Origin of the sequence: Vallitalea okinawensis (genome assembly GCF_002964605.1) — a bacterium.
Classification (GTDB): Bacteria; Bacillota; Clostridia; order Lachnospirales; family PQDH01; genus Vallitalea_A; species Vallitalea_A okinawensis.
Map to the genome: position 1 here is coordinate 14656 of NZ_PQDH01000010.1, position 12847 is coordinate 27502.

Annotated in this window: 9 protein-coding genes and 1 tRNA gene; all 10 read left to right on the plus strand. The window is 32.3% G+C overall.

Features of this window, described 5'->3' with window-relative positions:
• The first annotated feature begins 24 nt into the window (after positions 1–24).
• The 10 genes from C1Y58_RS21225 to C1Y58_RS21270 all read left to right on the plus strand — a co-directional run bounded on the left by C1Y58_RS21225 (position 25) and on the right by C1Y58_RS21270 (position 12827).
• Complete coding sequence (locus tag C1Y58_RS21225; RefSeq protein WP_105618606.1) at positions 25–1722, plus strand: Ig-like domain-containing protein; 1698 nt, start codon at positions 25–27, stop codon at positions 1720–1722.
• A 116-nt stretch (positions 1723–1838) separates the two neighbouring features.
• Positions 1839–2396: a bifunctional adenosylcobinamide kinase/adenosylcobinamide-phosphate guanylyltransferase gene (gene cobU / locus C1Y58_RS21230; protein ID WP_105618608.1), complete on the plus strand. Its 558-nt coding sequence runs from the start codon at positions 1839–1841 to the stop codon at positions 2394–2396.
• Between the two features lies 1 nt (position 2397).
• Complete coding sequence (locus tag C1Y58_RS21235; protein ID WP_105618610.1) at positions 2398–3894, plus strand: cobyric acid synthase; 1497 nt, start codon at positions 2398–2400, stop codon at positions 3892–3894.
• Positions 3887–4840 (plus strand): cobalamin biosynthesis protein, encoded by a 954-nt coding sequence (locus C1Y58_RS21240; protein WP_105618612.1) that lies wholly within the window; start codon positions 3887–3889, stop codon positions 4838–4840. The genes C1Y58_RS21235 and C1Y58_RS21240 overlap by 8 nt, the downstream gene beginning before the upstream one ends.
• 87 nt (positions 4841–4927) lie before the next feature.
• The gene (locus C1Y58_RS21245) at positions 4928–5581 is read left to right on the plus strand and encodes an HAD family hydrolase (RefSeq protein ID WP_105618614.1); all 654 of its coding nucleotides are present in this window, start codon (positions 4928–4930) and stop codon (positions 5579–5581) included.
• Positions 5582–5736: 155 nt separating this feature from the next.
• On the plus strand, positions 5737–6612 hold the full coding sequence (locus C1Y58_RS21250; protein WP_105618616.1) for a DUF3881 family protein: 876 nt from the start codon (positions 5737–5739) through the stop codon (positions 6610–6612).
• Positions 6613–6662: 50 nt separating this feature from the next.
• Positions 6663–6735, plus strand: a tRNA-Arg gene (locus C1Y58_RS21255).
• Between the two features lie 359 nt (positions 6736–7094).
• Positions 7095–7937 carry a restriction endonuclease gene (locus tag C1Y58_RS21260; RefSeq protein WP_105618618.1) on the plus strand — a complete coding sequence of 281 codons (843 nt, stop codon included), beginning with the start codon at positions 7095–7097 and terminating at the stop codon, positions 7935–7937.
• Between the two features lie 101 nt (positions 7938–8038).
• Positions 8039–9592 (plus strand): DUF4145 domain-containing protein, encoded by a 1554-nt coding sequence (locus C1Y58_RS21265; RefSeq protein WP_105618620.1) that lies wholly within the window; start codon positions 8039–8041, stop codon positions 9590–9592.
• A gap of 160 nt (positions 9593–9752) precedes the next feature.
• Positions 9753–12827, plus strand: coding sequence for an N-6 DNA methylase (locus C1Y58_RS21270; protein WP_105618622.1), 3075 nt, complete (start codon positions 9753–9755; stop codon positions 12825–12827).
• Positions 12828–12847 lie beyond the last annotated feature (20 nt).

The following is a 12847-nucleotide window of genomic DNA, read 5'->3' on the forward strand; positions in this document are numbered from 1 at the left end:
AAGAAGCTAAACAGGAGGAAGAAAATGCTAGAACACAATAGAGAGCCCTTCGTGAGAAATTATTATTATAACGGTAAACCTTTAAAATCTGAGGATTTCATAAAAGAACAAGAATACATGATTGAAAAACATCGACTACTCAATCGACATGTCAATGGTTTAAGAATATTTGACGGACTAAATGTGGAGCAAGTTGATGATACCCACATAAAAATAGAGAGAGGTATAGGCATTGATTACCAAGGAAATGAGATTATCGTTCCTGCTGATGAAATAAGAGAAATCAGTGTAATAGATGGCTATAAGGATGTAAGATATAGTTATAATACATATTTATATCTTCGATACAAAGAAGAAGAAATTTATAGTGATTCAAAAGTTCAAGAGCAGGTAAAGGAGAGTTATGAACTTTACCTAAAAGAAGGATTACCCCTAGGGTTTGAGAATGATCAAGTTATAAGTATTTTAAATGATAATGGGCTAAATATATACCATGTATTGCAAGAATCAGCATTAATTAATGAAGTTATAAAAGGTTACTTAATTATTGATAAACCTGTGACGAAACAAGTTGATGTAACTGTTAAAGTTAATATACAGAGAGCATTAACAATGGATCAACTTAATACCTTCTCCATTGAAGCAAGAGGGGAAAAAGAGGTTCCTCTAATTAAGATTCCTTATTCACTAAGAGTAACAGGAAAAGAAGATGAAAAGATTTTAATCAAATTTGAGGAAGTAATCATTAAAGACGAAGAAGAAAGAATTATAGATGTGCTTGAAGAATTTTTAATCCCTATAAAGAGTAAATCAAAGCAACAAGCTAAATCAAAAGAATTATGTTTAGCACGCCTTTCATTAGTTGATAATGATGGTAAACATCAAATAAAAGAGGTAGTGCCTATGACATCTGAGGAAGAAGATATAGCAAATACCTACAAAGATATTAAACCACTTACAGCTACTACTAATGTACTTCAATTAATGAGTAACGAAGACCCACGAGCCGATATTAAAGTCAACCATGACAAGAATGAACTAGTATTTACCTTTGGATTACCTAGATCTGCAGAAGCTCATCAGAATAATCAAATCAGTACAGGTACAGTTTCTATTGCTCTTGGAGCAGGTGGTAAAGCTAATCGCTGTTATTATTCAGATTACATTGATCATTGCTTAGGGGAAGGACAGGCAGGCATTATATTAGCTGTAGAAGAAAAGATGAAACAGTTATCAGGATTACCTGAGCCAGAAGAACAACTCATTTTTGGGAATTTTTCTGTTTTCGCTGAAAGTGATTGTATTTCCAAAGTACCACCAGTAGAATTAGGGGCTATTCTTTACCCTAGAGAGGGTAGAATGAAAATCGGGGTTAAGCTGCTACAGAACACGAAACTTAGAAAAATAGATATTAGGTGGTGGGCATATAAGAACGTCAATGAAGTAATAGAAGTTAATAATGACAAAGATGAAGATATTAAAATTCAGATAAAACCTGACCGCATTGAATTGAAAAAAGGTCAAAAAATTCAACTAAAAGCACTTGTGGAGAATACGAATAATAAAAATGTAACTTGGCGTATACTTGACAAGGAAGGTGGAAAGATTACCCAGAAGGGGTTCTATACAGCGCCTATGGTAAGAGGTGTCTATAAGATAGAAGCCACCAGCGTAGCGGACTTTAGTAGAACAGCTACAGTTATAGTAGTTGTCAAAGAATAAGAGAAAAATCATTGCGACACGAAAGAGGTGTCGCTTTTTAAATTTAACCTTTTCCTCCTGATGAAAGTATAATACAATAAGAGTGATATGGGCGAGATGGTAAAAGGAGATTATTAATGGGAAAATTAATCTTAGTTACAGGTGGAGCTAGAAGTGGCAAGAGTACCTTCGCTGAGAATTTAATTAAAGCCAGCTATGAAGATGTACTTTATATAGCCACTGCCATTCCTTATGATGGAGAAATGGTAGAACGCATCAAAAAGCATAGGGAACAAAGGCCAAGTAAGTGGGAAACTTATGAAGGGTATAAAGATCTTGGACAAGTATTGAATAATAATACTAGTGAAGCAGTATTACTTGATTGCATGACCATTATGGTTACTAACTTAATGTTCGATTATATGGGTGAAGAAGACATTAATGACTGTGATACTGAATTGATGGAGAAATATATATTGGAGCAAATTAACCAACTTATTGATGGCACCAGAGCTTATGCAGGCACAACAGTTTTGGTGACAAATGAAGTAGGTTCTGGTTTAGTACCAGAAAGTAAACTATCTAGGGTGTTTAGAGATATAGCAGGTCGTGTAAACCAAAGAATCGCTGGTAAAGCTGAAGAAGTATACTTAGTCGTATCGGGCATACCAGTTAGGATTAAGGGGGAAGCTTAATATGGGTAAAGGCATCATGTTACAAGGTACAGCATCATCAGTAGGAAAGAGTATTTTAGCAGTAGGTTTATGTCGTGTATTTAAAGAAGATGGGTATGATGTAAGTCCATTTAAGTCACAGAACATGTCGCTAAATTCCTTTATTACTCCGGATGGTTACGAAATAGGTCGTGCTCAAGCTATGCAGGCAGAGGCTTGTGAAAAAGCTCCGAGTTATAAAATGAATCCAATTTTATTAAAGCCTACAAGCGATCGTAAATCTCAGGTTATTTTTAAAGGAAAAGTTCATAAGACTTTAGATGCTGTTGACTATTATGCTTATAAGCCTAAGCTAAAGTCGGAAATTCAATCTGTTTACGATGAATTAGCATCAGAAAGTGATATAGTTGTTATAGAAGGTGCAGGATCACCAGCAGAGATTAACCTTAATAAGGATGATATCGTCAATATGGGAATGGCCCAAATGGCTAAGTCGCCTGTTCTACTAATCGGTGATATTGATAAAGGCGGTGTCTTTGCTTCTTTAGCAGGTACAATGCTTCTTCTTACTGAAGAAGAAAGAAAAAGGGTAAAAGGAATTATTATTAATAAATTTAGAGGTAGCATCGAATTACTTGAGCCAGGATTAAAACAACTTGAGGATATTGTAGGTGTACCTGTTCTAGGTGTTATTCCTTATTTCAATTTAGATCTAGAGGAAGAAGATAGTGCAACAGATTTGAAAAAGATGTATAAGACTGATGGGGAAATCGATGTAGCCATTATTCGCCTACCATATATGTCTAACTTTACGGATTTTAACTGCTTTAAAATGTATAAAGATATTAATGTAAGATTTGTAGAATTACATGAAAAGTTAGAGAATCCTGATTTAGTTATCATACCAGGTACAAAAACGACTATACATGACATGGATGCATTAAGAAAAACAGGAATGGATAAACAAATCATTGAAGCTTACGAAAAGGGCACCCATGTATTTGGTATCTGCGGTGGCTTTCAAATGTTGGGTCAAGAGATAATGGATGAAGATAAAGTTGAAACACAACTGGACCAAGTCCAAGGTATTGGTTTACTGTCTCATCGTACAAGGTATAAAGGTGAAAAAATGACAACCCAAGCAGAGGGGAAAGATACCCTTTTCAATACCCCTATTAAAGGATATGAAATCCATATGGGTGATACCCTTTATGAAGAAGATACAGAACCTTTTATGCATGTGAAATTACGTAATAATGAAGAGGTAACTATCAAAGATGGAGCTGTAGGAACTCGAGTACTAGGAACATATATGCACGGAATCTTTGACAATGGAGATTTCACTAGACAATACTTAAATACGATACGTCAATCTAAAGGGTTAGATCCTATCAATGAGATACCTATGGATTATTGGGTGTATAAGGAAGAACAATATAGTGCTTTAGCTAAGATTCTACGAGATAATATGGATATGGAGAAGATCTATCACATCTTGGAGGAAGGGATTAATGAGTAACTTATTAGCAATATGCATAGCATTTATTATCGATGCTTGCATTGGTGATCCTTATTGGTTTCCACATCCAGTTAAATATGTAGGAAAGTATATTAAGTGGTTTGAAAGATCGTTTTACAAGAAGCAAAAGAATATTCGATATATAGGTTTATTATTAACTTTGACTACAGTCCTATTATCTTTTGGTATCACTGCACTCCTATTATGGATTTCATTGAAAATTCATATAGCTGTCTTTTGGGTAACTAATATATTGATTATGTGGACTTGTATTGCACATCGTTGTCTTGGCGATGAAGCAAGAAAAGTTTACAAGAAATTAAAAGAAGACGACTTAGAGGGCGCTAGGAAACAAGTAGGCTATTTAGTAGCAAGGGAAACAGATCAATTAGAGGAAGTACAAGTGTGTAAAGCAGTTATAGAAACCGTTGTTGAAAATACATCCGATGGTATTATCGCTCCTCTATTCTACATAGCTATTGGAGGAGCGCCACTTGGTATGGCTTATAAAACTATCAATACTTTAGATTCAATGGTAGGCTATAAAAATGAAAGATATAAGGAGTTTGGTTATGTTTCCGCTAAGCTGGATGACTTCGCAAACTATATACCTGCCCGACTAACAGGGATATTGATGGTTGTTGCCTCATTTTTCCTCAAGATGGATTATAGGCAAGCCTTTAAAATATTAAAAAGAGATCGGAGGAATCATGCCAGCCCTAATGCAGGATATCCTGAGTCAGCAACTGCAGGAGCATTAGGTATTCAGCTTGGCGGGGATAATGTATATTTTGGAAAAGTTGTATCTAAACCCACTATTGGTGATGATAAGCAACCTGTAGTCAAGAGGCATATAAAAGATAGTATTTATCTTATGACAGGTTCTACAGTACTTTTCATAATAACATTAATTGGTTTGAATATAGCATTGCATGGTATAAAGTAATCATGTAAAATAAAGAATAATATATACGTCAAGAGATATGATTCAGTATTCTCTTGACGTCAATTTAATAAGGAGGATTTATTTTCTATGGAAGCTATTATTTTTGATATGGATGGCGTTATCATCGATAGTGAACCCATTCATTATATATGTTCAAATAAAATGTTAGAGCCCTATAAGATCGAACTAGACCGGGAGAAATACGATACGTATATCGGAGCATCTTGTAAAGTAATGTGGGAAGATGTTAGACAAGCCCATAATTTAAAAGAGAGTGTAGAAGAGATTATTTCTAAGGAGTTTGATATATTTTTAAGTTACCTACAAGAAGGTAAAGGAAAAATACAACCGATTGAGGGTATTAGATCTTTATTGGAGTTATTGAGAAAAGAAGGTGTGACTATTGGGTTAGCTTCTTCTTCCTCTATGAGAAATATCGATACAGTATTGGATCTTTTTGATATTCAAGACTATTTTACAGTAAAAGTAACAGGTTATGATTTAGAAAGAAGCAAACCAGACCCCGAAATTTTCATAAAAACAGCAGGATTATTAAATGTGGACCCTAAAGAGTGTATTGTCATCGAGGATTCTAAAAATGGAGTCACCGCTGCAAAACGAGCAGGTATGAAGTGTATTGGGTATCAAAATCCAAATTGTGGTTATCAAGACTTATCTCATGCGGACAAGATCGTTGATAGTATCAAAAATATTGATATAGCATTTCTTAAAGGAATGTAATATAGACAATTTGAAAGCAGGGTGGTACTATAACTATATAACTTTGATAAATTTAAAGATACCATGTGTTTAGTCGAATATATATAAATATCAGAAATATAATTAATTATAGATTTTTTATTCAGGTGTTCATTTACTAGGAGAGGAGAGGTAGTATGATTGAATATTTATCAGCGGTTGGTTTAAAGGAATACGTAGATGAAGAAAAGCTACAAAATCTTATCAGCAAGATCGTAACTTCTCCTACAAACAAATATATTACAAACTTTAAAGATGATCAACACATTAAGGTGGAGTATGAAAAAAGATATAATGATAAGATGGGATTAATTGTAAGAGGAAACTTAACTGATACAGAAGAACTAGTCATTAACTTCTTTATGCCCTATGCTTTAAGTGAAGAAACAATAGATATTGTTGAAGCCGACGTAGAACAGAGAGATCAAGATTTTCTCTATCATGTATACTGTGAAGATATTGAAACAGGAACACAAATGGATTTTTCACTTCAGAATGTTATGGACTTTTTAGATGTGGAAGAAGAAAAAGGTGTCTATATTGAAGGAACCCAATTAATGGGACTATCCATTGATGGAAAAATTATCTTAAATGTCGATAAAGACGAAATAGAAACTGAAATGGAGATAGAAGAAGATGAATGGCGAAGAGAGCTTTTAAAAAAAGCACGACAAGGCGATGAAGAAGCTCAGGAACTACTTGAAATAGAAGCTGAAGAAATAGAAGATATTATAGAAGAACGTCTGCAAGAAGAAGATCTTTTTTCTATACTAGAAGGATTCTATATGCCCATTGGTTCACAAGATGCCATGTATTCAGTTCTTGGAACCATTAAAAAAGTCAATGAATGGGAAAATAGCTTAACAGGTGAAATCGTTTATAACATGGTTATTGACAGTATAGGCATTGTATTTGAAGTATGCATTAATAAAGAAGACTTGGTTGGTGAGCCTATGGAGGGAATGCGCTTCTTAGGTACTTGCTGGATTCAAGGTAAGCTATTATTTTCGTAGCATTTATTCGTGTTGACGAAATGGAAAAAACATTATAAAATAAAGCATATGCATCAGTAGCTCAGGGGATAGAGCGTCCGCCTCCTAAGCGGTGCGTCGTGGGTTCAAATCCCGCCTGGTGCATGCTGTTAAAGTCCTACTTTTTCTTGGTTTACAAGAGAGGGTGGGGCTTTTGTTATGTGTATGGGAGTTTTTAATTAGTGTTAGTTAGTGGTAATGACGGCGAAGTAGTGGTCGTCATGACGACAAGATTTGGACGGCAGAAAGTAAATATTTAGAACGATACGCTGAACTCCAGATACATCATTGATATTACATGATGAGTATAAATTATTTAAGCAAGTGCAGGCATAGGTCATATTGATTATGCCTTTAAAATGGCGATACAGAATTAAACTGGAATTTGTTGTGAATTAATATTATAATAGAGGATAAATATTATTTGAGAAAACGAGCCTAAAAAGGTATAGGGGGAATAGATTATGTTTGATTATAAATATGATGATTTAATGAATCCAACGCTCAAAGCGCTAAAAGAACTAGGAGGCTCAGCTTCTAATGATGAAATAATAGAGAAACTAATAGAGGTACTTTCTCTTAGCGAAGAAGAGATAGAAGATATTCATAAAGGAAGTACAACTAAACTTGAGTATAGAGGTGCATGGGCTAGAACCTATCTTAAAAAAGCAGGATACATTACTAATAGTAAAAGAGGAGTTTGGGCTATTACTGAAAAAGGTAATGCTACAACAAGCGTGAATAAAGACAATGTAAAAAATATAGTTAAAATCAACTATACCAATAGTGCAATGAGTGACGAAGAAGGTATTGGTGAAGTGATAGAGAATAATGAAATTGAGGAATTTACATGGCAGAATGATGTATTGGAAGTCATTAAGGCTATTACTCCAGAGCAGTTTGAAAAACTCTGTCAGCGGATGCTTAGGGAGTTAGGGTTTACTAATGTGTTTGTAACTGGAAAGTCACATGATGGAGGAATTGATGGCAAAGGAATACTTAAAATAGGCGGAGTAATATCCTTTCATACAGCATTTCAAGCTAAGAGATATGCGGGTACAGTAAGTGCATCAATTATAAGAGATTTTAGAGGTGCTATGATGGGAAGAGCGGATAAAGGCTTAGTTATTACAACAGGCACTTTTTCTAGAGAGGCTAGAAAAGAGGCGCAGAGAGATGGAGCTACACCAATTGACCTAATTGATGGGAATGATTTAGCAGAGCGTCTTAAAGAATTATCATTAGGGATAGAAGTGGAAATGGTAGAAAAGGTTCATGTAGATGGACAATGGTTTAAAAATATTTAACTATACATAGATAACACTGCAGATATTTAAAAGTTTAAGAACAATTGCAATAGACATAAAGATGTAAGATGAGACTAGAAGGTAAATAAGCATCAATTTAATTGATTAAAAGAACTATTAAAGGGGGGGTTTCTATTAATATTTTTAAAATTGTAGAAGAAAGAAGTAAAGTACCAATCCGTAATGTGAAAAATGATATAGATCAAATTGAATATATATCAAAGAAAATAGAAAGTAATGATAATCAGATACATTTTATAGTTCCTAATAATTTCTTTTTATCTAGTGCAATCAGTATTAAATTGTTAAAAGATAAGTTGTTTAGTAAATACTATTTGACTGGGATATATGATCTGGATAAGCTGTATTCTCCTAATACAGGAATACAGTTTTCTTTGTTTCATTTTAGTAAAGAAAAAAATAAAGAAGTTAGGTTTCTTAAATTAAGTAATAAGAAGCAATTAGTTACTAATTATAGAGATAACATCAAGGATAGAGGGATTTTAGATATTTCTAAATTTAGTAATTGGTATAAAGAGCATTTGTCGCAAGTGGAGCAATTTTCGAATAATAGTAATATTGAACTTAGTGATAGATTAATTATATTTTATGAGAAGAATGAGGATATACAAAAGGACAAACTATATTTAGATTATTACTTACCAGAGTACAGAGAAAATAGAAGAAAGTTAGACCAAGAGGAAATAGTATTATTAAAAGATATAGCAGATGTAATAACCCCTAGAAGAAAACAAAAATGTGACCGATCTAGACAACTACTTGTAAAAGATTTTGAATATCCACTAAAATATGAAGAATTACCCACTATAAATAGTATAGAAACAAGGTTAATGAAAGAGGATATAATTCTATCAACTCATGGAAAGTACAGAGCTTATCTATTTGAAGAGGATTATAGCGATATTGCACCTACTGCTAATTCTGTAATAATTAGATTAAAGAGTAATACAGAATTTAGTATATATTATTTATATAATTATTTAACAAAAAAAATAGCTCAAAATTATTTTTCAAGTATGACATTGGGAAGCATCATTAATTACATTAAAAAGTCAGATGTTCTTAATCTGCCAATAATTAAACCAAAGAAAAGAGTTCTAGAAATTTCAGAAAAGGAATTTCAATTAACGTCTAATCATGAATACTTTAAAATATCAGAGTATAACCAAGTGATAAATCGTAAATGGATAATGGATACCCCAATTCAGACGGAAATAATGGCTAATTTATTAACAAGTATAATGAATACTAGATATAAAAAGTTAAAGAAAATTATAGAGAGTGATTTAGTTGAGATAGCAAAATGTATAAATGTAGGAGCTTTTAAGTCATCGATAATCATGTGTGGTTCTGTTTTAGAAGGAATTCTAATCGACTGGATATCAGACACTGAAAAACATGACAAATATATTGAGAAGAAAGATAGTGAAATAAAGCTATATAGGATTATAGAAGAATTAAGAAATACTACAGTTAAAAAAGAGATCGTTAACTTAGCTCACATTATAAGGAAAAGGAGAAATGCAGTACACCCTAAGCGTGTATATGAAGATGGGATAGAATTTAGTAAGGATATGGCATTTGATACATTAAAGTCTTTAGAGAAAATAGTTGAGAGCAGATTTCAAGTATAAAACCTCTGTTGTATATAGTACGGTGAACTGTATCAAAAGTTTTTTCTATAAATAAGTGAAATATAAATTTGATATTGATAAGGGTATTGTGATATGATATTATACTTGTTCAGGGTATTGTGAAATAGTGAGATTAATTATATTTAAAAGGAGACGTAATATGGGACGATCAACAGTACATTACGCAGATAAAAAGACAAATAATATTTTAAAGAAATTACATAATAAGCTAAGACCGGCAGGAACTCCAGTGCAAAGAGTGGAGTATATAATTGAATTATTATTGCTGAGAATATTTGAAACTAAATTAAAGATAGATCCAGAATTTAAGGAGATAAGAAAACTATTTGTTGGTGAGAATGAGACAAAACTATTTTACTATTTAAAAACAATTGATAGTAGAAAAATAACTCACGAGCTTAACGTAAACTTCTTCCCTTTTTATGGGAATATTTTGAATGAAGCAAGAAAAGTTCTAAAGACAAATTTAAGTATAAAATTGCAAGATCAGTTAGTTTTAATTCAAGAAGTGTTTAAGAATTCCAATTTCACAAATAATGTTCAAAGTGGTAATTTGGAGGAAGTAATTTCAGCAGTTTCAGATATTGATGAAGCAAGGTTGCTGAATACAGATTTATTAGGTGATGCAATAGAATCGGCATTATCAGAACAAGGAGGAACAAAAGATATTGGATTATATAGAACCCCAGATCATATAAGACAATTTATGGTTGGATTAATAGAACCAACTATAAAGGACACAATATTAGATCCTGCTTGTGGGACAGGTGGATTTCTATTTGATAGTTTTGAATACGTAATGGAGAGGATAACTTTAGAAGATTCATGGCCTGGTATTAAAGCTCATCCAGAATTAAAGAACTGGTTCAAGAATTACTTTAAATCTAGTACCTTAGACATGCCATCTTTTGATGAAAGCACTCAGTTTTATCGTTCTGGTGTTTTGGGAATTGAGTATTTAGGTATGATAAGAAAAATGGCAGCAGTAAATTTTTACATACGAGGATTAAATCCAAATAATATTGTACAAGGTGATGCATTAGCCATGTTTAATTATAGCTTTCAGAATTCTAAATCAGTGATCTTGGCAAATCCGCCTTTTGGTGCAGAAAGAGACCAAGAGTCGTACCCAAATGTATGGAAAGAATTTAGTACTGAGAGTGAAACAACAATACTTTTTGTGAAATTAATGTTAGATTCTTTAAAAGTAGGCGGTAGATGTGCAGTTATAGTATCTGAAGGGTTTTTAACCTGGGAGAATAGTAGTGCAAAGGAACTAAGAAAAATGCTAATTGAGCATGCAGATATTAAAGCGATTATTAGTTTACCACAAGGAGTATTTGTTAGTAAAAACGGACAAGGTCCAAAGACATCTATAATTGTGTTTGAAAAGGGTAGACCAACAAAAAATATTTGGTATTATCAGGTTGATAATGATGGCTATACCAAAGGAACGAATCGTACACCAATTGAAGGTTGTCAATTAGTTGAAGCTTTAGAGTTGTTTCACAAATATATAAAAAAGGGAATGTTCCCGAAAAACAGTAAAAATTCTTATGTAGTGCCAGTAGAGCAAATTAAGACACTAGATCCACGTATTAAAGAAACCATTCGTAAAGATACAATGGAGTCATATAAAATTAAATATGAGATTCAACAAGAAAAGTTGTTAGGAGGTTTAGATAAAAAATTAAGTGAGAATAAAATAGACATAATATCATATAAAGAAGAGCTAAAGCAGTTTAAAATTGCTTGGGATAGCAAGTGTCAAAATGAAATTGCAAATAGAATTGATAAGGCATATATATATTCATTTAATATATCAACATATATAAGTGATGTAACTAATAAACAGATATCAAAATGGAGACTAATTGCAAGGGATTATTTGAATAATGAAAATCTAAATATAAAAGTAAATGAAAAATATAAAATTTTAAGTTCAGCAAAAGAGGAGGAAATTATTCCGACGCTTGCAAAATTTGATTTAAAGAATTCATTAGAATCAGATATTGTAAGAGAGTATGTTAGTAAGTATACAGATGTAAATAGTAATATATATGAAAAGATTAAGCAAATAGATAATATATTTAAAATGGGAGCACGTTACCCTTTAGTATCAATAGAAGATGTTTGCGATTATGCGAAAGGGGAGGCAAAAGCAGAAGGCGCTAATGATGGACCATATCCATTAGTAGTAACTGCTGAATCTAGAAAATCTAATAGTAAATATCAATTTGATACTGAAGCAGTATGTATTCCACTAATATCTTCAACTGGTCATGGACATGCAAGTATGAAACGAATTCATTATCAAAAGGGTAAGTTTTCTTTAGCAAATATACTTTTTGCAATATATGCCAAAAATTCGAATACACTGAACATGAATTATGTATATCACATCCTTAGATATAAATTAGATAAGTTATTTGTACCATTAATGAAAGGAACAGCTAATGTAAGCATGAAGATTGAAGATGCTGTAAAAGTTTCTTTTCCTTTACCTCCAATTGAGGTGCAGAGTGATATTACAAATAAAATAAATAAAAATGTTAGTGTAATTAAAGGTATAGACCTTGTTTTGGACAATTGGGGGTTGATATTTGATAATATTGATTTAAAACATAGTAAAGAGACACTAGGTAAGTTGATAAAAATAAACTTACATTCTATCAACCCTAAAAAAGTATTTGGTGAAGATGAAATTAATTATGTAGAAATAAAATCAGTAAAAAATGGTACAGGAATCATTGATTATGGTAATAAAGTGATTGGAAATAAAGCTCCATCTAGGGCAAGAAGGCAGGCTATACCTGGAAATGTAATTATATCTTCTGTTAGACCAAACTTAAGAGGATTTGCATTTTTAGAACAGGTACCTCCAAAAACAGTTTTTTCTACAGGTTATGCGATACTAGAAGTAATAGATGAAGATATACTTGATCCTATGTACCTCTACTTATGTTTTATGTACTCAGATTATATAATGAAGCAAATAGTTAAAGTAATGGAAAAGGCATCTTATCCAAGCATTAATAATGATGATATTAAGTCATTAAATATACCATTGCCATCAATTAATGAACAAAGAAAGATTGTTAATAGATATAAGCAAGAAAAGTCTACAATAAATGAGTTATACAAATTAAAATCAATTTCTGAGCAAAATATCAAAGAATTAATTAACTTTATTTGGCAAGATGAGAAAAATTAAAGAGTTAAAATTTTTAAAAA

What these genes read in the sequence shown, in the direction of transcription:
- C1Y58_RS21240 (WP_105618612.1), top strand. Translation starts at nt 3,887, where the DNA reads ATGAGTAACTTATTAGCAATATGCATAGCATTTATTATCGATGCTTGC.
- C1Y58_RS21225 (WP_105618606.1), top strand. Translation starts at nt 25, where the DNA reads ATGCTAGAACACAATAGAGAGCCCTTCGTGAGAAATTATTATTATAAC.
- C1Y58_RS21245 (WP_105618614.1), top strand. Translation starts at nt 4,928, where the DNA reads ATGGAAGCTATTATTTTTGATATGGATGGCGTTATCATCGATAGTGAA.
- C1Y58_RS21250 (WP_105618616.1), top strand. Translation starts at nt 5,737, where the DNA reads ATGATTGAATATTTATCAGCGGTTGGTTTAAAGGAATACGTAGATGAA.
- C1Y58_RS21260 (WP_105618618.1), top strand. Translation starts at nt 7,095, where the DNA reads ATGTTTGATTATAAATATGATGATTTAATGAATCCAACGCTCAAAGCG.
- cobU (WP_105618608.1), top strand. Translation starts at nt 1,839, where the DNA reads ATGGGAAAATTAATCTTAGTTACAGGTGGAGCTAGAAGTGGCAAGAGT.
- C1Y58_RS21270 (WP_105618622.1), top strand. Translation starts at nt 9,753, where the DNA reads ATGGGACGATCAACAGTACATTACGCAGATAAAAAGACAAATAATATT.
- C1Y58_RS21235 (WP_105618610.1), top strand. Translation starts at nt 2,398, where the DNA reads ATGGGTAAAGGCATCATGTTACAAGGTACAGCATCATCAGTAGGAAAG.